The following is a 22,139-nucleotide window of genomic DNA, read 5'->3' as shown; positions in this document are numbered from 1 at the left end:
TTGACTGACAGTCCGCTTTCGCGAGCAAGCCCGCTCCCACAGGGATTTGATTGCCAGGCAGCTATCGTGGCTGCCCGGCTTATCGGGTTTAGCCGATGGTCATCAAGCTGGCATTACCACCCGCCGCAGCGGTGTTGACGCTCAACGCACGCTCGATCACCAAACGCTCCAGCGCAATGTTGGTTTCGCCTTGGGACAGACCCTGCACGCCGACGATGGCGCCGGCACGTTTGGCCACCTGCTGGCACACCGCACGCAACTGGTCGGAATGGCCGTGATGCACAACCGCATCAAACACCACTTCGTCCTTGTTCCAGTCGGAAACCAGCTTGATGCGTGCCTGAATGTCCTTCGGCAGGCGTGCGAACAAGGCCTTGGTCATGTCGGCTTCCGGCCATACCGCCGAACCACCGACTGCCAATACCGCCGCCAATTGAGTCAGCAGATCGCCTTCGACTTCCGCCAGGCCCAGCACGTGTTCACGTGGCAGGATCGCGTAGCTGTTGCGCTCGCCGGTCGGGCCGGCGAGGACGCGGGTGATGCCGCTTTGCGATTGCGCTGCGAACTGCACGCACAGGGTGCTCAGGTCGGCGAACTTGTGGTTGTCGGCCCAGGCTTTCAGGGCGGTCAACGGCTTGCTCATGGCGTCGCGCAGACGAACGTCCGGTGCTACGGCAGCATCGCCGCGAGCGAAGGATTGTTCGATCGCATCCGCAGGGCGGGTCGACAGCAGGCGGTACAGGTACAGTGGGCCACCGGCTTTCGGGCCTGTACCCGACAGGCCTTCGCCGCCGAATGGCTGCACGCCTACAACTGCGCCCACGATGTTGCGGTTGACGTAGACGTTACCGGCATTGACGTTGTCGATCACCTTGGCGATGGTCTCGTCGATGCGGGTGTGCACGCCCAGGGTCAGGCCGTAGCCGGAAGCGTTGATCTGGCCGATCAGTTGATCGATGTCCTTGCGCTTGTAGCGAACCACGTGCAGCACCGGGCCGAAGATCTCCCGCTGCAACTCGTCGAAGCTTTCCAGTTCGATCAGCGTCGGCATCACGAAGGTGCCGCGTTTGACTTCTTCGGCGTCGGCGATGGCCACCTGGTACACGCTGCGACCTTTGTCGCGCATGGCCTGGATGTGCTTCTCGATTCCTGCCTTGGCTTCGGCGTCGATGACCGGGCCGATGTCCACGGACAGACGCTCAGGGTTGCCGAGACGGCTTTCAGCCATCGCGCCCTTGAGCATTTCGATGACGCGGTCAGCGGAATCTTCCTGCAAGCACAGTACACGCAGAGCCGAGCAACGCTGGCCGGCGCTGTCGAACGCCGACGAAACCACGTCGATGACAACTTGTTCGGTCAGTGCCGAAGAGTCGACGATCATCGCGTTCTGGCCACCGGTTTCGGCGATCAGCGGGATTGGACGACCCTGGCTGTCTAGGCGGCCGGCGATGTTGCGTTGCAGCAGGCGAGCGACTTCGGTGGAACCGGTGAACATCACGCCTTTGACGCGATCGTCGCCGACCAGGCCGGCACCGACGGTTTCACCACGACCCGGCAGCAGTTGCAGCACGCCTTCCGGAATACCGGCTTCGAGCAGTAGGCGTACGGCTTGGGCGGCAACCAGCGGAGTCTGTTCCGCAGGCTTGGCCAATACCGGGTTGCCGGCAGCCAGTGCGGCAGCCACCTGGCCACTGAAGATCGCCAGCGGGAAGTTCCACGGGCTGATGCATACCACTGGACCCAGCGGACGGTGAGCGTCATTGGTGAAATCGTTGCGTGCCTGCACAGCGTAATAACGCAGGAAGTCCACGGCTTCACGCACTTCGGCGATGGCGTTGGCGAAGGTCTTGCCGGCTTCGCGAGCCAGCAGGCCCATCAGCGGCTGGATTTCGGCTTCCATCAGGTCGGCGGCGCGCTCAAGGATCGCAGCGCGTTCGGCCGGCGGCGTGGCCTGCCAGATCGGAGCAGCGTTGAGGGCGCACTGTATGGCGTTGTCGACGTCTTCGACGGTGGCTTCCTGCACATGGCCAACCACGTCACGCAGATCGGACGGGTTCAGCACAGGGGCTGGAGCTTCGCTGCTGGAAGCGCAACCGAGCATCGGTGCGGCTTTCCAGTGGTTGTGCGCGGTGGCGAGCAGGGCGCAGGACAGGGATGCCAAACGATGTTCGTTGGCCATGTCGATGCCGCTGGAGTTGGCGCGCTCGGAACCATAGAGGTCACGCGGCAGCGGGATGCGTGGGTGCGGCAGGCCGAAACCACCTTCCACGGTCGCCATCTGCTCGATGCTGGCTACCGGGTCGGCCACCAGCTCCTGAATCGAAATCGACTGGTCGGCGATGCGGTTGACGAACGAAGTGTTCGCGCCGTTTTCCAGCAGGCGACGCACCAGGTAAGCCAGCAGAGTTTCGTGGGTACCGACCGGTGCGTACACGCGGCACGGACGGTTCAGCTTGCCTTCGGAGACTTTGCCTACAACCTGTTCGTACAGCGGTTCACCCATGCCGTGCAGGCACTGGAACTCGTACTGGCCCGGGTAATAGTTCTGACCGGCGATGTGATAAATGGCCGACAGGGTGTGGGCGTTATGCGTGGCGAACTGCGGGTAGATGACTTCCGGCGCCGACAGCAGTTTACGGGCGCAAGCGATGTAGGAAACGTCGGTGTACACCTTGCGGGTGTAGACCGGGTAGCCTTCCAGGCCTTCGACCTGGGCGCGCTTGATCTCGCTGTCCCAGTACGCGCCTTTCACCAGGCGGATCATCAGGCGATGACGGCTGCGGCGAGCCAGGTCGATCACGTAGTCGATCACGTACGGGCAACGCTTCTGGTAAGCCTGGATCACGAAACCGATGCCGTTCCAGCCAGTCAGTTGCGGCTCGAAGCACAGGCGCTCGAGCAGATCCAGCGACAGCTCGAGGCGGTCGGCTTCTTCGGCGTCGATGTTCAGGCCGATGTCGTATTGCTTGGCCAGCAGGGTCAGCGACAGCAGGCGCGGGTACAGCTCGTCCATCACGCGCTCGTACTGCGCACGACTGTAGCGTGGGTGCAGGGCGGACAGCTTGATCGAAATGCCCGGGCCTTCATAAATCCCGCGACCGTGGGAGGCCTTGCCGATCGAGTGGATGGCTTGTTCGTACGAGGCCAGGTACTTCTGGGCGTCGTGCTCGGTGAGCGCGGCTTCACCCAGCATGTCGTAGGAATAACGGAAGCCTTTGGCTTCGAACTTGCTCGCGTTGGCCAGGGCTTCGGCGATGGTTTCGCCGGTCACGAACTGCTCGCCCATCAGGCGCATGGCCATGTCGACGCCCTTGCGGATCATCGGCTCGCCGCTCTTGCCGATGATGCGGCTCAGGGATGAGGTCAGGCCGGCTTCGTTGTGCGTGGACACCAGTTTGCCGGTCAGCAGCAAGCCCCAGGTGGCGGCGTTGACGAACAGCGACGGGCTGTTGCCCAGGTGCGGCTGCCAGTTGCCGGTGCTGATCTTGTCGCGGATCAGGGCATCGCGGGTGCCTTTGTCCGGGATGCGCAGCAGCGCTTCGGCCAGGCACATCAGCGCCACGCCTTCCTGGGACGACAGGGAGAATTCCTGCAGCAGGCCCTGAACGATGCCGGCACGGCCGCCGGCGCTCTTCTGGTTGCGCAGTTTTTCAGCAATCGAGGCGGCGAGTTTGTTGGTGGCTTCGGCCATCGGTGCCGGCAGGCGCGCCTGCTCGATCAGCATCGGCACGACTTCCGGCTCAGGGCGACGGTAGGCGGCGGTGATCGATGCGCGCAGTACCGATTGAGGCAGGATGCTTTCGGCGAATTCCAGGAAGCACTGGTGGGCGTGATCCAGAGGCGCGTCGACAGTGTCGTCGGAATCCTTGGTCAAACCGCTCAGCTCGGTCAGGGTTGCACCACCCTCGAGTTTTTCCAGGTAATTGAAGATTGCCTGCTTGATCAGCCAGTGCGGCGTGCGATCAATCGAGGTCGCGGCGGCCTTGAGGCGTTCGCGGGTCGGGTCGTCAAGTTTGACCCCAAGGGTGGTGGTAGCCATGTTTTTATCCTCATGTTTGCCACGACGGCGTGGCATCAGCTGGCGGCAAGATTAGCCGTGCGACTGTTGAGGTGCAACCGGGTGCAACCCTTTTTTTGTCGGAATATTACGCAGCTCGTCAGGAAATAAATTCTGGTACGCAAGTGCTGCATCTGCTTGGTGCTTTTTAAGGCGGTTGGCTCCGGTTCTTGCTCCGAAAAGGAGCAAAAACCGGTGTTTGATATTTATTTCCGACTAGGTGCAACTTATTCTCAAGAAACTGGTTGCACCTTATTTGCTTTGTTGAATAGCATTCGCGCCCAAGGTGCAACCAGGACAAAATCCAGGTGCACCGGCTGATGGCTTTCCTGGGGAAACATCAGTCATAAATGCGCGGGATTCCGGATCGCCTGTCGAACGTATGCGTTTGCCAGCGGTTCACCAGCCGCCGCTACATAAAAACAAAGCCAGGGCGTAACTTAATGAGCGTAAGCAATCCAACCCTGATCACGTTCGTGATCTACATCGCAGCAATGGTGCTGATCGGCTTGATGGCCTATCGCTCCACCAACAACCTTTCCGACTACATCCTGGGCGGTCGTAGCCTGGGCAGCGTCGTGACTGCACTGTCCGCCGGTGCCTCCGACATGAGTGGCTGGTTGTTGATGGGCCTGCCCGGCGCAATCTACATGTCCGGTCTTTCCGAAAGCTGGATCGCCATCGGCCTGATCGTCGGTGCCTACCTGAACTGGCTGTTCGTCGCCGGCCGTCTGCGCGTGCAAACCGAGCACAACGGTGATGCACTGACCCTGCCGGACTACTTCGCCAGCCGTTTCGAAGACAAGAGCGGCCTGCTGCGGATCATCTCTGCGGTCGTGATCCTGGTGTTCTTCACCATCTACTGCGCTTCCGGCATCGTGGCCGGTGCCCGTCTGTTCGAAAGCACCTTCGGCATGTCCTACGAGACTGCGCTGTGGGCCGGTGCTGCGGCGACGATTGCCTACACCTTTATCGGCGGATTCCTGGCCGTAAGCTGGACCGATACCGTACAAGCCACCCTGATGATCTTCGCGTTGATCCTGACGCCGGTTATCGTGCTTCTGGCCACCGGCGGCGTCGACACCACTTTCCTGGCCATCGAAGCGCAAGATCCAAGCAACTTCGACATGCTCAAGGGCACCACTTTCATCGGCATCATCTCGCTGATGGGCTGGGGTCTGGGCTACTTCGGTCAGCCGCACATCCTGGCGCGTTTCATGGCTGCCGATTCGGTTAAATCGATCGCCAACGCCCGCCGCATCTCCATGACCTGGATGATCCTGTGCCTGGGCGGCACCGTGGCAGTCGGCTTCTTCGGTATCGCCTACTTCTCGGCGCACCCGGACGTGGCTGGCGCAGTCTCCGAGAACCACGAGCGTGTGTTCATCGAGCTGGCCAAGATCCTGTTCAACCCATGGATCGCGGGTATCCTGCTGTCGGCCATTCTGGCTGCCGTCATGAGCACCCTGAGCTGCCAGTTGCTGGTGTGCTCGAGCGCCCTGACCGAAGACTTCTACAAGACCTTCCTGCGTAAATCCGCTTCGCAGCTGGAGTTGGTGTGGGTCGGCCGTGCCATGGTGTTGTTGGTTGCCCTGGTGGCTATCGCCCTGGCAGCCAACCCGGAAAACCGTGTGCTGGGTCTGGTGAGCTACGCCTGGGCCGGTTTCGGTGCCGCATTCGGTCCGGTCGTGCTGATCTCCGTGATCTGGAAAGACATGACCCGCAACGGCGCACTGGCCGGTATCCTGGTCGGCGCGATCACCGTGATTGTCTGGAAACACTTCGAACTGCTGGGCCTGTACGAAATCATCCCGGGCTTCATCTTCGCCAGCCTGGCGATCTACTTCGTCAGCAAGATGGGCACGCCGACTGCCGGCATGTTCCAGCGTTTTGCTGCTGCAGAGAATGATTACCGCCTGAACAAGTGATGAGTGATGGGGTGAACGCTTCCCATCCCTGATAAAAGAACGGCTCGCAGCCTTATGGTGCGGGCCGTTTTTTTGCCTCTCCCCCCATCCCGACAACCGCTTCATGGCATTGACCAGCAACTGCAACGACATGCCCACCCTGTTCGTCGACACCCACGCGCCACTCGACATCCTCACCGACACAGCCAACTACAGAATCCGCGCAGTCACCCAAGTGCTTGAGGACCTGTCGATGCGTGGTTCGATCGAGTGCGAGTCGTTCATCCTCAGCGACGTTGCCTTGCTCTGCGCTATTCCATTGCGTGATGGCTGTGATGTGCTGGATGTGGTTGGGCGGCGGTTGCGGGCGGGGCCTTCGGCGTAGCACATAGGGCTTTTGTGGTTAGGGGGGGGTAGTGCCTCAACTGGCCACTCAGCCGTGAACCCCTGACTTGCCGGCCGGTAAAAGGTAAACTTCCCGGCCTTCGCAGGAGCAGCCATGAATTATCGTCACGCCTTCCATGCCGGCAATCACGCCGATGTGTTCAAACACCTGACCTTGACCCGCCTCATCGCCCTGATGTCGCGCAAGGAGCAGCCGTTTGCCTATCTCGACACTCACGCCGGCATCGGTCTTTATGACCTTCAAGGCGACCAGGCCAACCGTACCGGTGAGTACCTGGAAGGCATTGCGCGTTTGTGGGATCAGCCGGATCTGCCGATCCTGACCGCCGATTACATGCAGGTGCTGCACGAGATGAATCCGGATGGCCAGTTGCGCTATTACCCGGGGTCGCCGGAGCTGGCGCGACGTTTGACTCGCCCGCAGGACCGTGTGTTGCTCAACGAGAAGCATCCGGAAGACGGTGTTTTGCTCAAGGACAACATGGCCGGCGATCGCCGGGTCAAGGTGCACCTGGGTGAAGGCTGGCATGTGTCGCGAGCCTTGCTGCCGGTGCCGGAGAAGCGGGTGGTGATGTTGATCGATCCGCCGTTCGAGAAGCTCGACGAGATGCAGCGTTGTGCCGCGTCGCTCAAGGAAGCGATTGGCCGGATGCGCCAGACCGTGGCGGCGATCTGGTACCCGGTGAAGGATCAGCGCGCGCTGCGCCGCTTCTATCAGGACCTGGCCGGTACCGGTGCGCCGAAGTTGTTGCGGGTGGAGTTGCTGGTGCATCCACTGGATACGCCGAACAGCCTGAACGGTTCCGGGTTGGCGATTGCCAATCCGCCGTGGGGGCTGGAGGAAGAGTTGCGTGAGCTGCTGCCGTGGTTGTCCGAGAAGCTTGGGCAGACCCAGGGTGGGTGGCGGATGGATTGGTTGATTGCCGAGAGTTGATCAGTTATTTCATTGGCGTCTGATCTGACGCCTTCGCGGGCAAGCCCGCTCCCACAGGGTCTTGTGTCGATCACAGAACCCGTGGGAGCCTGAAAGCCTTCGCTGGCAAGCCAGCTCCTACATTCGACCCTGTCGATCAGATCGGGCAGGTCACGCCGGTACCGCCGATCCCGCAATAGCCTTCCGGGTTTTTCGCCAGGTACTGCTGGTGATACGTCTCGGCAAAGTAGACGGTCGGTGCCTGGTCGATTTCGGTGCTGATTTCACCGAGGCCGGCCTTGGACAGTTCAGCCTGGTACGCTTCTTTGCTCTTGAGCGCGGCTTCCAGTTGGTCCGGCGAGGTGGCGTAGATCACCGAGCGGTACTGGGTGCCGATGTCGTTGCCCTGACGCATGCCCTGAGTCGGGTTGTGCAGTTCCCAGAACATCGCCAGCAGCTCCTGGTAGCTGACCTTGGCCTTGTCATACACCACCAGTACCACTTCGGCGTGGCCAGTCAGCCCCGAGCAGACTTCCTCGTAGGTCGGATTCGGCGTGAAGCCGCCGGCGTAACCCACAACAGTGCTGACTACGCCGTCGCGCTGCCAGAAGCGGCGTTCCGCGCCCCAGAAACAACCCAGGCCGAAGATTGCGAAGTCGACATCTTCGAAGAACGGGCCGAGCAAGGGGGTGTCTTTAAACACAAAGTGCTTTTCAGGCAGGGTCATCGCGGTTTCGCGGCCGGGCAGAGCTTGTTCTTTAGTAGGGAGCACGTTTTTGTTCACCAGAATTTCCGAGCGCAGAACCATGATCAGTCCTCTCAGTCAGGTTGAGTTGTAAATAAACAGACTGCCAGTGTGCCCAAATACTGCCGGTTAAGCACTATCAAGGTGGGAGCGGGCTTGCTCGCGAAGGCGTTGGGACAGTCGACATCAATGTTGCCTGATCTACCGCTTTCGCGAGCAAGCCCGCTCCCACAGGGTCAGGCGATTGGGCCACGCGGGTAGCGTTTGAGCTTGTCGATCAGCTCGTTGCCCGGGATCGGACGGTCAAACAGGTAGCCCTGGCCGACGTCGCAGCGGTGACGGCGCAGGAACGACAACTGCTCGGCGGTTTCGATGCCTTCAGCCACCACCTTGAGCTTCAGGTTGTGAGCCATGGCGATCACCGCGGAGGTGATTTCCATGTCGTCCTGGTTGTCCGGGATTTCGTGGATGAAGCTTCGATCGATCTTGATGATGTCGATAGGGAATTTTTTCAAGTAGCTGAGCGACGAGTAGCCGGTGCCGAAATCGTCCATGGCCAGGGTCAGGCCCAGGCGCTTGAGTTGTTCGAGTTGCAGGTGGGTGTCTTCGGTGGCTTCCAGCAGCAGGCCTTCGGTAAGCTCCAGCTCCAGCAAATGAGCCGGCAGGGCTTCTTCCTTGAGGATGTTGGCAATGGAGGCCACCAGGTCCGGATCGGAGAACTGCTTGGGCGACAGGTTGATCGCCACCTGCAAGTTGCCCAGGCCGGCGGCGGTCAGCGCTTTGCTCATGCGGCAGGCCTGGCGGGCGATCCATTTGCCGATCGGAATGATCAGCCCGGTTTCTTCGGCGACGCTGATGAACTGGTCCGGGCGGATCATGCCCTTTTCCGGATGGTCCCAGCGCAGCAGTGCTTCCATCCCCAGCAGGCGGCCGCTGCGCAGGCACAGCTTTGGCTGGTAGAACACGTCGAGTTCGTTCTGGGTCAGGGCGCGGCGCAGGTTGTTTTCGACAAAAAGCTTGTAGCTGGCCTCGGCGTTCAGCGCTTCGGTGAACACTTGCACCTGGTGTTTGCCGTTGGCCTTGGCCTTGTGCAGCGCCAACCCGGCATTGCGCATCAGGGTTTGCGGGTCGCGCCCGTGCAGCGGCGCGCAGGCCAGGCCCACGGAGCCGGTGACGCTGATCAGTTGGTTGTCGACGAACATCGGTTTGTCGAGGGTCGCCAGCAATTGGTTGGCCACTTGTTGGCCCACCGTGAGGTCGCTGTTGTCCAGCAACACGGCGAATTCGTTACTGGCGAATCGCGCCAGGCTGCCGCTCGGGATCAGACTGTTGCGCAGGCGCCGGGCCAGGCTGATCAGCAGCTTGTCGCCGGTCTGGTGGCCGAGGCTGTCGTTGATCCGCTTGAAGTTGTCGATGTCCACCAGTAACAGGCTGATCGGCGCGTCGCTGTCCCGGGCGAAGCGTTCATCCAGGTTGCGGATGAACGCCGGGCGGTTGCCGAGGTTGGTCAGGTTGTCGGTGTAGGCCAGGCGCTCGATACGCTGCTGAGCGAGCTTGGTCTGGGTGATGTCTTCGTAGATGCCGATGTAGTGGGTCAGCTCGCGGTTGTCGCCGTAAACCTTGGAGATCGACAACTGGCCCCAGTAGGGTTCGAGGTTTTTCCGGCGGCTCTTGAATTCACCTTGCCAACTGTTGCTCTTGGCCAGCGCCGAAGGCGCATCGAACAGCAGTTCGCTGAGGTTCTCCAGGGCCGGCAGTTCCGACAGGCGCTGACCGTGCACTTCTTCGGTGGAGTATTGGGTGATTGCGGTGAAGCTCGGGTTGACGTATTCCACCACGCCGTCGCAATTGACCAGCAAAAAGGCGTTGGCACTTTGTTCGACCGCGCGCTGGAACAGGTGCAGGGCGCTGGTGGCGGTTCGCCGGTTGTGGTTGCTGATGACCTGGGCAAACTGGTCTGCCAGTTCTCCGGCGAAGGCGATTTCATCCGACTGCCAGGCGCGGGTCGCCCCGGTTTGCTCTAGGCACAAAACGCCGACCACCTGGCCGTCGACGCGGATACTGGCGTCGAGCATTGCATTGACGTCGCGCGGGCGCAGGCTTTCGGCCATCTCCCGGGTGCGCGGGTCACGCATGGCGTTATGGGCGTCGATGGCACGGCCGGTGTGCAGGGCGTCGAGGTAATCGGGGAAAACGCTGACGTCGATCGGTTGCGGCAGCAGGTATTCCTGATTCGTGCGGTGATAAGCCGAGATCGGCACCAGCATCGAGCCTTCGAGGTGCCACAGGCTGGCGCTGTCGATTTCGTAGATGTCGCAGGCGCTGCGGGTGATCAGCTCGGCGGCTTCGCGCAAGGAGTTGTTGCTGCTGTAGCGTTGACGGGTGAGCAGCAGAATCAGGTCTTGCTGGGCACGCACCCGCTCCAGGTGCAGCAGTTGCTCCTGCTGGGCACGCTGATTGAGTTCCAGGGCGATTTGCAGGCGCGAGTTCTGGGTTTCCAGATCCAGGGCCGGTTGCAGCGGGTCATTTTCGAACAGGCCGTCGATGACCAGCAGGTAGCCGCGCAACAGGTGTCGATTGTGTTGTTTGTAGGCTTCGCCCAGCTCCAGCAGGCTCAGGGCGCCAGAGGCGGTGTGCAGGGTGTAGCGGATCAGGTAATGCGTGCTTTCGCTCAGTTGCTGCTGGATCGCGTCATGCAGTTCATAGCGCGCTTGCGGCTCCATCAGGCTGGCGTAGGGCGAGCCCACCAGTGCACACAGCTCAACGGCTGGCAGGCCGAACTGGCGTTCGCAATTGGGATCGAGAAACAGCAGCGCCCAGCTGGGTTCATTAAGCCGTTCGAAACGCAGCATGCCGAGCCGCGAGGGCACAGGCAACTGCGTCACTACCTCGGCCACCATACGGCTGGCGGCATCGGGTTGGCTTTTCATGGAGGGAAACTCGCTTCGAATATGCTGAACGCGCCGGGCTCTCGCCCTCTTTACTGTTGCCTGCGGCAAGGTTGCATCATTGCGACACCGACTGACAAGAGAGATGAAGGCCAAGTGCTATAAGAATATGTCGGCAGACGACGGGTTTTCTTCAGTCGGTGGCAAAAAGTAATGCTATTCACTGAAAAGTTCGCAGTTTTGCAAGTATTGCTATTGGCTGCGATCCGTTTCCGGGTCAGCGAAACGGGATGCCAATGGACTGCAACAGCTTGCCTTCCCGGTCGTGATAATTCACCTGGAGCTGCCCGGCATCGACGACCAGGTGTGCAAAGTTATCCTGGCTGATTACATTGCTGGTCAACTCATGCCGATAGTTGCCGGAGGCGGTGCGGACCAGGGGTTGGTCGAGGGCGAACGTGGAGGCCGTGGCGTAGGGCAACATTTTGCTGTTGCACAGCGGTGACGAGACGATGGTGTGGACTTCGAAGTCCGGGTCCTCGCTGTGGGTCAACCGGCTGGTCAATGAGCCGTGGACATCGCCGGAAATGAACACGACGTTCTTGATGCAGCGTGTGCGAATGGTCTCCAGCAACCGCAGCCGTTGTTCGGGGAAGGCCTGCCAGGCGTCATCATCCGAGCGTTTTTGGTCAGGGTAGAACATGACACTGGTGACCACGAATTTGACCCGCGCCGGGCTGTGGATCAGCCAGTCGCACAAGGCCTGTTCCTGGTCGGCATCGAGAATGCGTCGGTCAGCGGCCGACAGATTGCGTCGGGTTCGACTGTCGGTAACAAACCATTCGGTATCACCTTCAGTAAATTGATACCAGTATTTATCCAGCCGTTTATTTACAAGTCCGTCATCGGTTAGTGCATGGGCTGGACTATGGCTGGCCTGATACAATTCATAGGCCCTGATTGCGTTTGCATATAAGTAGTCATCAGATTTTCTCTTGTTGGCGGGCCAGTTGTCTTCTATTTCATGGTCGTCAAGGATCATGTAAGTGGATAGGTTGGACATTAATCTGGCGATATTTACCTGCGAAAACGCCACGCGATATTTATGCAGGATTTCCTTGAGTTCCCGATCCGGGGCAATGATGTTCAAATCATCGACGTAGATTTGGTCGCCCGTCATCACCAGCGCACTGACGGGAGGACTGGCTTGTTCCACCAGTCGTGAAATTGAAGCGAAGATTCTGTCACCCAAGTGAGGGGCCGATGCAATGCCGGCGGTCATGCGCAGATATCGACAGGAACCGACAATGTAGGCCCTTGGCAGGCCGGCCTGGCTGGAGCGGGTCCGCAGGTGATATATCTGCTGTGGCCATTGCAGCGGCAGTTCCTTCACCGTGTCGACGGTGTGCGCCGGCCCGGCCGGGCTGAACCACCCGGCCTGATACTCGTAGTAGGAGTCGGCGGACAGATTATTTAGTGCAAAGACTTCGCACATGTCGTGCTTGGGTTCGAGTTTCGCAAAGATGCCTTTTGACCATTGGTCTTCGCCTTGTCGTCTATAACGAATGCCGGCAAATACCAACGTGTTTTCATTGTGTTCGCCGCGCAAAAAAATACGGGCGTGATTAGTTGTGGTGTGACCAATAATAGGGCCGACAGTTGGTTTAAGCATGTTTGAGTCCATTCGGCTGCTTACAAATTAGTTAGATGGTTGTTTCGGGTGTAATAAGTAGTCTTTCAACCAAGGCTAGTTATTTGGCCCGAAAAAATATCTGGCAGAAATGGATTCGAGTTGTGGGCAATATCAGCCACAAATGTAGGAAGACGTTTTCAGTAAAACATTCAGGCAAAAAAAGCCCCGCCAAATTGGCGGGGTTGAGGTACGAGCGTGGCGCTCGGAAACGTGGAACGCAACAGGCCCTCCGGTGAAGGAGGGCCGGTCGGTGTTACAGGAGCATGGTGCGGATGTCGCCCAGTAGATCGCTCAGACGCTTGGTGAAGCGTGCAGCAGCGGCGCCGTTGATCACACGGTGATCGTAGGACAGCGACAGCGGCAGCATCAGTTTCGGCTGGAAGGCTTTGCCGTCCCAGACTGGCTGGATGGTTGCCTTGGAAACACCGAGGATCGCCACTTCCGGCGCGTTGACGATCGGCGTGAAGCCGGTGCCGCCAATGTGGCCGAGGCTGGAAATGGTGAAGCAGGCGCCTTGCATCTCGTCCGACGAGAGCTTCTTGGTCCGGGCTTTTTCAGCCAGGGAAGCAGCTTCGGCGGCCAGTTGCAGCAGGCTCTTCTGGTCGACGTTCTTGATGACCGGTACCAGCAGGCCATCCGGGGTGTCGACGGCGAAGCCGATGTTCACGTACTTCTTGCGGATGATCGCTTTGCCGCTTGGCGCCAGCGAGCTGTTGAAGTCCGGCAATTCCTTGAGCAGGTGCGCACAGGTCTTGAGCAGCAACGGCAGGATGGTCAGCTTGACGCCGGCCTTCTCTGCAACGGCCTTCTGGGCAACACGGAACGCTTCGAGTTCGGTGATATCCGCCGAGTCGAATTGCGTTACGTGCGGCACGTTCAGCCAGCTGCGGTGCAGGTTGGCGGCGCCGACCTGCATCAGGCGGGTCATCGGCACTTCTTCGATTTCACCGAAGCGGCTGAAGTCCACGACCGGAATCGGCGGGATGCCCGCGCCACCGGTTGCGCCAGCAGCAGCGGTCGGTGCTTCCTTGGCCTTCTGCATCATGGCCTTGACGTAAACCTGCACGTCTTCTTTCAGGATGCGACCGTGCGGACCGCTGGCACCCACTGCGTTCAGCTCTACGCCGAATTCGCGGGCCAGTTGACGCACGGCAGGGCCGGCGTGAACTTTTGCACCAGGCTTGGCTGGAGCAGCAGCCGGGGCAGCAACAGGTGCAGCGGCGGCAGGAGCAGCAGCGGCTGGAGCAGGAGCACTCGGAGCAGCAGCGGCAGGTGCCGGTGCAGCGGCCGGAGCGGCGCCTCTGACTTTCAGCTTGAGGATCAGATCGCCGGTACCGACTTCGTCATCGAGCTTGATGGAAACGCTTTCCACCACGCCAGCGGCTGGCGACGGGATTTCCATGCTGGCCTTGTCGGATTCCAGTGTGATCAGCGACTGGTCGGCCACAACGGAGTCGCCGGCCTTGACCAGGACTTCGATGATCTTGGCCTTGCCCGCCGAACCGATGTCCGGAACGTGGATATCCTGAACGCTGTCGGCCACTGGAGCAGCCGGGGCTGCCGCAGGTGCAGGTGCAGCAGCAGGTGCCGGAGCGGCAGCCTGGGCCGGAGCAGCAGCCGGTGCCGCAGCACCCGCCACTTCCAGATCCAGGATCAGGTCGCCGGTGCCGACTTCGTCGTTGAGCTTGACGCTGATGGCCTTGACCACGCCAGCGGCAGGCGATGGGATTTCCATGCTCGCCTTGTCGGATTCCAGGGTGATCAGCGACTGATCAGCCGCGACGGTGTCACCGACCTTGACCTGGATCTCGATGATCTGGGCCTTGCCCGACGAACCGATGTCCGGCACGTGCACTTGCTGAACGCTGGCGGTAGCCGGCGCAGCAGGAGCGGGAGCGGCGGCAGGTGCGGCAGCCGGTTTGGCTTCAGCCTTGGCGGCTGGCGCAGCGGCAGCCGCAGGGGCCGCAGCAGCGGCACCTTCGACTTCCAGTTCCAGCAGTTCGTCGCCTTCTTTCAGGCGATCGCCCAGCTTCACTTTCAAGCTCTTGATGATACCGGCCTTAGGCGCGGGCACTTCCATGCTCGCCTTGTCCGATTCCAGTGTCAGGATGCTCTGGTCGGCTTCGATACGGTCGCCGACCTTCACAAACAGTTCAATTACTTCACCTTCACCGCTGCCGATGTCAGGTACGCGAATGAGTTCGCTCACAGAATCTCTCCTCAGCAGTCCAGTGGGTTGCGTTTTTCCGGGTTGATACCGAACTTGGCGATGGCTTCGGCCACCACTTTAGGTTCGATGTCACCACGGTCAGCCAGTGCTTCCAGGGCTGCCAACACCACGAAATGACGGTCGACTTCGAAGAAATGACGCAGTTTCTTGCGGCTGTCGCTGCGGCCGAAACCGTCGGTGCCCAGGACTTTGAATTCCTTGGACGGTACCCACTGACGGATCTGCTCGGCGAACAGTTTCATGTAGTCGGTCGAGGCGATGACCGGACCCTTACGGCCGTTCAGGCACTCTTCGACGTAGCTCAGCTTAGGCTTCTGGCCAGGGTGCAGACGGTTGGTGCGCTCAACGGCCAGGCCGTCGCGACGCAGTTCGTTGAAGCTGGTAACGCTCCACACGTCGGCGCCGACGTTGAACTCTTCACGCAGGATCTTCGCCGCTTCACGGACTTCACGCAGGATGGTGCCGGAGCCCATCAGCTGAACGTGGTGCGCCGCTTCGCGGGTGTCTTCTTCGAGCAGGTACATGCCCTTCTTGATGCCTTCTTCGGCACCGGCCGGCATGGCTGGCTGCTGATACGACTCGTTCATCACGGTGATGTAGTAGAAGACGTCCTGTTGCTCTTCGGTCATCTTCTTCATGCCGTCCTGAATGATCACCGCCAGCTCGTAGCCGTAGGTTGGATCGTAGGTGCGGCAGTTCGGGATGGTCGCGGCCAGCAGGTGGCTATGACCGTCTTCGTGTTGCAGGCCTTCACCGTTCAGTGTGGTACGGCCGGCGGTGCCGCCGATCAGGAAGCCACGGGTGCGGCTGTCGCCAGCGGCCCAGGCCAGGTCGCCGATACGCTGGAAGCCGAACATCGAGTAGAAGATGTAGAACGGCAGCATCGGCTGGTTGTGGCTGGAGTACGAAGTACCGGCAGCGATGAAGGAGCTCATGGCGCCCGCTTCGTTGATGCCTTCTTCGAGGATCTGGCCCTTCTGGTCTTCCTTGTAGAACATCACCTGGTCTTTATCGACTGGCTCGTAGAGCTGGCCGACGGAGGAGTAGATGCCCAACTGACGGAACATGCCTTCCATACCGAAGGTACGGGCTTCGTCCGGGATGATCGGCACGATGCGCGGGCCGATTTCCTTGTCCTTGACCAGTTGCGCGAGGATCCGCACGAAGGCCATGGTGGTGGAGATTTCGCGGTCGCCCGAGCCGTCCAGGATTGCCTTGAGGGTTTCCAGTGGCGGGGTCGGGATGTTGAAGCTCTTGGCGCGACGCTGTGGCACGAAACCGCCCAGCGCGGTACGGCGCTCGCTCAGGTAACGGGCTTCGGCGCTGCCTTCTTCCGGTTTGAAGAATGGCAGGTTTTCCAGCTCGTCGTCCTTGACCGGGATGTCGAAACGATCGCGGAACAACTTCAGGCTGTCGACATCGACTTTCTTGGTGTTGTGCGCAGTGTTCTTCGCTTCGCCGGCACCGGTGCCATAACCCTTGATGGTCTTGGCCAGGATGACGGTCGGTTGTTCTTTGTGGTTGACCGCTTCGTGGTACGCCGCGTAGACCTTGTACGGGTCGTGGCCGCCACGGTTGAGCTTCCAGATCTCGTCGTCGGAGAGGTCTTCAACCATCGCCTTGAGTTCCGGCGTGTTGAAGAAGTGTTCACGCACGAACGCGCCGTCTTTGGCTTTGTAGTTCTGGTACTCGCCGTCGATGACTTCGTCCATGCGGCGTTGCAGGATGCCGTCGACGTCCTTGGCCAGCAGTGGGTCCCAGAAACGGCCCCAGATGACTTTGGTCACGTTCCACTGAGCACCACGGAACACGCCTTCAAGTTCCTGGATGATCTTGCCGTTGCCGCGAACCGGGCCGTCGAGGCGCTGCAGGTTGCAGTTGATGACGAAGATCAGGTTGTCCAGCTTCTCGCGGCCGGCCAGGGAGATCGCGCCCAGGGATTCCGGCTCGTCACACTCGCCGTCGCCCAGGAAGCACCAGACTTTCTGTTTGCCTGGCTGGATGAAGCCACGGTGTTCCAGGTACTTCATGAAGCGTGCCTGGTAGATCGCCTGGATCGGGCCCAGACCCATGGATACGGTCGGGAACTGCCAGAAGTCAGGCATCAGCCAAGGGTGCGGGTAGGACGACAGGCCCTGACCGTCGACTTCCTGGCGGAAGTTGTTCATCTGGTCTTCGGTGATGCGGCCTTCCATGAATGCACGGGCGTAAACGCCTGGCGAGGTGTGGCCCTGGAAGTAGATCAGGTCGCCGCCGTGTTCGTCGCTCGGGGCCTGGAAGAAGTAGTTGAAGCCGATGTCATACAGGGTCGCACTGGAAGCGAAGCTGGAGATGTGACCGCCGAGGTCAGAATCTTTCAGGTTGGTACGCATTACCATGGCCATCGCGTTCCAGCGTACCAGCGAGCGAATGCGGCGTTCCATGAACAGGTCGCCAGGCATGCGTGCTTCGTGGGTTACCGGGATGGTGTTGCGGTAAGGCGTGGTGATGGCGTAAGGCAACTGCGAACCGCTGCGGGTCGCCAGTTCACCCATACGGGTCATCAGATAGTGAGCACGGTCTTCGCCTTCTTTGTCGAGAACCGATTCCAGGGCGTCCAGCCATTCCTGGGTTTCGACGGGATCGAGGTCTTGCATGGCTTGCTCCAGGGCGGAAAGGCTACCAGAATCGGTTGCCTGAGTTAGCGACTGGCCTTGTGGGCAGACGTTATGAATTCTTGGATTGCCGACAGGTTGTTCCGGCGGCGTGTAGTTTTACTACAAATCTTCCGGCATTTCAGCCCGGCTAATGTATATACGAGTAGTAAAACTACAGAAGAGCGGCTTGTGGCCCCCGGCTGCGTTGTGAGAATAATCGTTAAGGTTGGTCTTTTTGCAACTACAAAAGGTAAAAGCTTGATGCTGGCTGCCAAAATTAAAGAAATTTCAGCTATTTCTAACTTTTGTTCGACAGTCCCTCAGGTAGTGGGTTTTTGCAATCCACTACATGCAGTCCGTTGTACGCCGATCAAGGATAGACCATGAGCCTCCCTTCGTTTGCTGAACTGCCCGCCATTCTCCTGCCGTTTGTCTCCCGCGCCGAGCAGTCGTTCCGGGCTGCCGTCGCCGCTCTGGACAATGACCACGGTCTGTCTGCCTGGACGCCGGAGCGCTGGGCGCAATTTTCCCGCGTCACCGCCGCCAGCGATTTCGTGATTGAACAGTGCGTTCGTGACCCTTTGATGTTGCTGGAGCTGGTGCAGTCCGGCGAACTGGACCGCCGCTTCGCGCCGGGTGAGTTGTGCGCGCAGATTGCGGCCGCCGTGAGCGAGGCCGAGACCGACGACCAATTGGGCCGCGCCCTGCGCCGCCAGCGCGCACGCCATCAGGTGCGGATCATCTGGCGCGACCTGACCCGCCAGGCCGATTTGATCCAGACCTGCCGCGACCTTTCGGACATGGCCGATGCCAGCATCGATCAGGCCTATCAATGGTTGTACGTGCGGCATTGTCAGCAGTTCGGCGTGCCGACCGGACGGCGCAGCGGCGAGCCGCAGCAGATGGTCATTCTCGGCATGGGCAAGCTCGGTGCCGTGGAATTGAACCTGTCGTCGGACATCGACCTGATTTTCGCCTATCCCGAGGGTGGCGAAACCGTTGGCGTGAAACGCCCGCTGGATAACCAGGAGTTCTTCATTCGTCTGGGCCAGCGGCTGATCAAGGCCTTGGACCCGATGACTGTCGACGGCTTTGTATTCCGCGTCGACATGCGCTTGCGTCCCTACGGTTCGGCGGGCGCGCTGGTGCTGAGCTTCAACGCACTGGAGCAGTATTACCAGGACCAGGGCCGCGACTGGGAACGCTACGCGATGATCAAGTCGCGGGTGGTGGCCGGCGATCAGGTGGCCGGCGCGCAATTGCAAGAGATGCTGCGCCCGTTCGTTTACCGGCGTTACCTGGACTTCTCCGCCATTGAAGCGCTGCGCACCATGAAGCAGCTGATCCAGCAGGAAGTGCGGCGCAAGGGCATGGCCGACAACATCAAGCTTGGTTCCGGCGGTATTCGCGAAGTCGAGTTCATTGCCCAGGCGTTCCAGTTGATCCACGGCGGCCGCGATCTGAGCTTGCAGCAGCGCCCACTATTAAAGGTACTGAGCACGCTGGAAGGTCAGGGTTACCTGCCGCCGGCCGTGATCGGCGAGCTGCGTGAAGGTTACGAATTCCTGCGTTACACCGAACACGCGATTCAGGCGATTGCCGATCGCCAGACGCAAATGTTGCCCGATGGCGAGCAGGATCAGGCGCGTATTGCCTTTATGTTGGGTTTCGCCAACTGGACGGCGTTCCACGAGCAACTGATGTACTGGCGCGGCCGTATTGCCTGGCACTTCGGGCAGGTGATCGCCGATCCCGATGAAGAGCAGGGCGCCGAAAACGAAGTGGTGGTCGGTGGTGAGTGGTTGCCGCTGTGGGAAGAGGCTCAGGACGATGAGGCCGCCTGCCGCCAATTGGAGGAGGGGGGTTTCAAGGATGCCCCAAAAGCCTTGAAAGCCCTGGCCGGCTTGCGCGGCAGCCCGCAATTGAGGGCGATGCAGCGTCTGGGGCGCGAACGTCTCGATGCTTTTATTCCGCGATTGCTGGCACAGGCCGTGGAGCATGACAATCCGGACCTGGTACTGGAACGGGTGCTGCCGCTGGTCGAAGCCGTGGCCCGTCGTTCGGCGTACCTGGTGCTGTTGACCGAGAACCCCAGTGCGTTGCGGCGGCTGCTGACACTGTGCGCGGCGAGCCCGTGGATCGCCGAGCAAATCACCCGTTTCCCGCTGTTGCTCGACGAATTGCTCAACGAAGGCCGGCTGTTCAAACCGCCGCTGGCGCCAGAGCTGGCAGCCGAATTGCGCGAGCGCCTGACACGGATTCCCGAGGACGACCTCGAACAGCAAATGGAAGCCCTGCGTCACTTCAAGCTGGCGCACCGCTTGCGGGTGGCCGCTTCGGAAATCGCCGGCAGCCTGCCGTTGATGAAAGTCAGCGATTACCTGACCTGGCTCGCCGAAGCGATCCTGGAGCAAGTGCTGGCACTGGCCTGGCGCCAGACCGTGGCCAAGTACGGCACGCCGCTGCGTACCGATGGCACCTTGTGCGATCCCGGCTTCATCATTGTCGGTTATGGGAAAGTCGGCGGCCTGGAACTCGGGCATGGTTCGGACCTGGACCTGGTGTTCATCCACGACGGCGATCCGCAGGCTGAGACCGATGGCGTCAAACCCATCGATGGCGCGCAATTCTTCACCCGGCTGGGGCAGCGGATCATTCACTTGCTGACGGCACAGACCAACTCCGGGCAGTTGTATGAAGTGGACATGCGTCTGCGGCCATCCGGCGCGTCGGGCTTGCTGGTGAGTTCCCTGGGCGCGTTTGCCCGTTATCAGGAGAACGAGGCCTGGACCTGGGAACACCAGGCGCTGGTACGGGCGCGGGTGCTGGTGGGCAGTCAGGATGTCGGCCAGGCCTTCGAGAAAGTCCGCGCCGCGATATTGGGCAAGACGCGTGACCTGCCGACCCTGCGCCAGGAGGTCAGCGAGATGCGCGCCAAGATGCGCGATAACCTGGGCAGCAAAAGCACCGCGGCCGGCACCGGGGCAAATGCCTTCGAAGCCACGGCGCCGTTCGATATCAAGCAGGACGCCGGAGGTATCGTCGATATTGAATTTATGGTGCAATACGCGGCCTTGGCGTGGTCCGAAACACACCCGCCATTGCTGCGCTGGACGGACAACATCCGCATTCTGGAAGAGCTGGAGCATGAAGGGCTGATGCCCGTCGAAGATGCCGGCCTGTTGCGTGAAGCGTATAAAGCGTACCGTTCCGCCGCCCACCGGCAGGCCTTGCAGAAGGACCCGGGGGTGATTCCGGGTGACCAGTTCGCGGACGAACGGCGGCAGGTCATGCGGATCTGGCGTGAGCTGGGGCTACGCTGAAACGCGTCATTGGAGCAACTGGATTCAAATGTGGGAGCGGGCTTGCTCGCGAAGGCGGAGTGTCAGTCGATAGAGATATTGAATGTGATGGCCCCTTCGCGAGCAAGCCCGCTCTCACAGTAGATCTGCAGTGTCATGCCGATCGAAGTACATCAATACCCAATGTGGGAGCGAGCCTGCTCGCGATAGCGGAGTGACAGTCGACAGCAATGTTGAAGGTGATGACCCATCGCAAGCCACCATGCTCCCGCAGAGATTTTCGAGGCGGGGAGGCGTAGGCCTCCCCGGTTCGTTTATGGAAACCACATGAAAATTCTGATCGTTGGGCCCAGTTGGGTCGGTGACATGGTGATGGCGCAGACACTCTTTCAGTGTCTGAAACAACGCCACCCGCATTGCGAAATCGACGTGCTGGCCCCCGAGTGGAGCCGGCCGATTCTTGAGCGCATGCCCGAAGTTCGCCAGGCCTTGAGCTTTCCGCTCGGCCACGGTGTACTGGAGCTGGCAACGCGTCGACGCATCGGCAAATCCCTGGCTGGCCAGTACGACCAGGCGATCCTGTTGCCCAACTCCCTGAAGTCGGCGCTGGTGCCATTCTTTGCCGGCATCCCGAAACGCACCGGCTGGCGTGGCGAATTCCGCTATGGCCTGCTCAACGACGTGCGCACGCTGGACAAGGATCGTTATCCGCTGATGATCGAGCGCTTCATGGCCCTGGCTTACGAGTCGGGCGTCGAGTTGCCAAAACCCTATCCGCGCCCGACGCTGCAGATCGACCCGGTTACCCGCGAAGCGGCACTGGCCAGGTTCGGCCTGACCCTCGACCGCCCGGTATTGGCCCTGTGCCCCGGCGCCGAGTTTGGCGAGTCCAAGCGCTGGCCGTCCGAGCATTACGCCAAGGTTGCCGAGGCGAAGATCCGCGAAGGCTGGCAAGTGTGGCTGTTCGGTTCGAAAAACGATCACGCCGTGGGCGAAGACATCCGCGCGCGGCTGATTCCCGGTCTGCGTGAGGAGTCAGTGAACCTCAGTGGCGGCACCTCGCTGGCCGAAGCCATCGACCTGATGTCCTGCGCCGATGCCGTGGTGTCCAACGACTCTGGATTGATGCACGTTGCCGCCGCCCTGAACCGCCCGTTGGTGGCGGTCTACGGCTCGACGTCGCCAGGTTTCACGCCACCGTTGGCCGAGCACGTCGAAGTCGTTCGCCTGGGCATCGAGTGCAGCCCATGCTTCGACCGAACCTGCCGTTTCGGCCATTACAACTGCCTGCGCCAGCTCATGCCGCAAGCCGTGAACGAAGCCTTGCAGCGGTTGCAAGGCACTGTGGTCGAGGTCAAATAGC

11 protein-coding genes are annotated in these 22,139 nt (G+C 60.5%); 5 read left to right on the top strand and 6 right to left on the bottom strand.

Features of this window, described 5'->3' with window-relative positions; genetic code table 11:
- Positions 1-88: 88 nt before the first annotated feature.
- Complete coding sequence (putA, locus tag AC07W4_RS04575) at positions 89-4,039, bottom strand: trifunctional transcriptional regulator/proline dehydrogenase/L-glutamate gamma-semialdehyde dehydrogenase (protein ID WP_495031670.1); 3,951 nt, start codon at positions 4,037-4,039, stop codon at positions 89-91.
- A 461-nt stretch (positions 4,040-4,500) separates the two neighbouring features.
- Between putA and putP the strand changes: the two genes are divergently transcribed.
- The 3 genes from putP to AC07W4_RS04560 all read left to right on the top strand — a co-directional run bounded on the left by putP (position 4,501) and on the right by AC07W4_RS04560 (position 7,303).
- Entirely contained in the window at positions 4,501-5,985 is a 1,485-nt protein-coding gene (putP, locus tag AC07W4_RS04570; RefSeq protein WP_495031669.1) for a sodium/proline symporter PutP, read from the top strand.
- Positions 5,986-6,088: 103 nt separating this feature from the next.
- Positions 6,089-6,349 carry a short-chain dehydrogenase gene (locus AC07W4_RS04565; RefSeq protein WP_495031668.1) on the top strand — a complete coding sequence of 87 codons (261 nt, stop codon included), beginning with the start codon at positions 6,089-6,091 and terminating at the stop codon, positions 6,347-6,349.
- 114 nt (positions 6,350-6,463) lie between these two features.
- Entirely contained in the window at positions 6,464-7,303 is an 840-nt protein-coding gene (locus AC07W4_RS04560) for a 23S rRNA (adenine(2030)-N(6))-methyltransferase RlmJ (protein WP_495031667.1), read from the top strand.
- Positions 7,304-7,439: 136 nt separating this feature from the next.
- On the opposite strand, the gene msrA is transcribed toward AC07W4_RS04560, so the two are convergent.
- The 5 genes from msrA to aceE all read right to left on the bottom strand — a co-directional run bounded on the left by msrA (position 7,440) and on the right by aceE (position 17,474).
- Complete coding sequence (msrA, locus tag AC07W4_RS04555; RefSeq protein WP_495031666.1) at positions 7,440-8,090, bottom strand: peptide-methionine (S)-S-oxide reductase MsrA; 651 nt, start codon at positions 8,088-8,090, stop codon at positions 7,440-7,442.
- A gap of 173 nt (positions 8,091-8,263) precedes the next feature.
- Positions 8,264-10,957: a putative bifunctional diguanylate cyclase/phosphodiesterase gene (locus AC07W4_RS04550; RefSeq protein WP_495031665.1), complete on the bottom strand. Its 2,694-nt coding sequence runs from the start codon at positions 10,955-10,957 to the stop codon at positions 8,264-8,266.
- A gap of 235 nt (positions 10,958-11,192) precedes the next feature.
- Positions 11,193-12,587 (bottom strand): alkaline phosphatase D family protein, encoded by a 1,395-nt coding sequence (locus tag AC07W4_RS04545; protein ID WP_495031664.1) that lies wholly within the window; start codon positions 12,585-12,587, stop codon positions 11,193-11,195.
- A 274-nt stretch (positions 12,588-12,861) separates the two neighbouring features.
- Complete coding sequence (aceF, locus tag AC07W4_RS04540; RefSeq protein ID WP_495031663.1) at positions 12,862-14,817, bottom strand: dihydrolipoyllysine-residue acetyltransferase; 1,956 nt, start codon at positions 14,815-14,817, stop codon at positions 12,862-12,864.
- Between the two features lie 11 nt (positions 14,818-14,828).
- The gene (gene aceE, locus AC07W4_RS04535) at positions 14,829-17,474 is read right to left on the bottom strand and encodes a pyruvate dehydrogenase (acetyl-transferring), homodimeric type (RefSeq protein ID WP_008047965.1); all 2,646 of its coding nucleotides are present in this window, start codon (positions 17,472-17,474) and stop codon (positions 14,829-14,831) included.
- A 383-nt stretch (positions 17,475-17,857) separates the two neighbouring features.
- Here aceE and glnE point away from each other — a divergent pair, with 383 nt between their 5' ends.
- Together glnE and waaF are read left to right on the top strand one after the other, a co-directional pair.
- On the top strand, positions 17,858-20,797 hold the full coding sequence (glnE, locus tag AC07W4_RS04530) for a bifunctional [glutamate--ammonia ligase]-adenylyl-L-tyrosine phosphorylase/[glutamate--ammonia-ligase] adenylyltransferase (protein WP_495031662.1): 2,940 nt from the start codon (positions 17,858-17,860) through the stop codon (positions 20,795-20,797).
- A gap of 306 nt (positions 20,798-21,103) precedes the next feature.
- A complete protein-coding gene (waaF, locus tag AC07W4_RS04525; RefSeq protein ID WP_495031661.1) occupies positions 21,104-22,138 on the top strand; it encodes a lipopolysaccharide heptosyltransferase II in 1,035 nt (344 codons plus the stop codon).
- Position 22,139 lies beyond the last annotated feature (1 nt).

Source organism: Pseudomonas sp. GW821-FHT02A08 (assembly GCF_059422045.1).
Note: the sequence above shows the minus strand (reverse complement) of the source record. Positions and strands in the feature narration are given on the sequence as shown.

Coding starts and splice junctions, on each gene's coding strand:
- putA (WP_495031670.1), bottom strand. CDS start 4,039: ATGGCTACCACCACCCTTGGGGTCAAACTTGACGACCCGACCCGCGAA.
- putP (WP_495031669.1), top strand. CDS start 4,501: ATGAGCGTAAGCAATCCAACCCTGATCACGTTCGTGATCTACATCGCA.
- AC07W4_RS04565 (WP_495031668.1), top strand. CDS start 6,089: ATGGCATTGACCAGCAACTGCAACGACATGCCCACCCTGTTCGTCGAC.
- AC07W4_RS04560 (WP_495031667.1), top strand. CDS start 6,464: ATGAATTATCGTCACGCCTTCCATGCCGGCAATCACGCCGATGTGTTC.
- msrA (WP_495031666.1), bottom strand. CDS start 8,090: ATGGTTCTGCGCTCGGAAATTCTGGTGAACAAAAACGTGCTCCCTACT.
- AC07W4_RS04550 (WP_495031665.1), bottom strand. CDS start 10,957: ATGAAAAGCCAACCCGATGCCGCCAGCCGTATGGTGGCCGAGGTAGTG.
- AC07W4_RS04545 (WP_495031664.1), bottom strand. CDS start 12,587: ATGCTTAAACCAACTGTCGGCCCTATTATTGGTCACACCACAACTAAT.
- aceE (WP_008047965.1), bottom strand. CDS start 17,474: ATGCAAGACCTCGATCCCGTCGAAACCCAGGAATGGCTGGACGCCCTG.
- glnE (WP_495031662.1), top strand. CDS start 17,858: ATGAGCCTCCCTTCGTTTGCTGAACTGCCCGCCATTCTCCTGCCGTTT.
- waaF (WP_495031661.1), top strand. CDS start 21,104: ATGAAAATTCTGATCGTTGGGCCCAGTTGGGTCGGTGACATGGTGATG.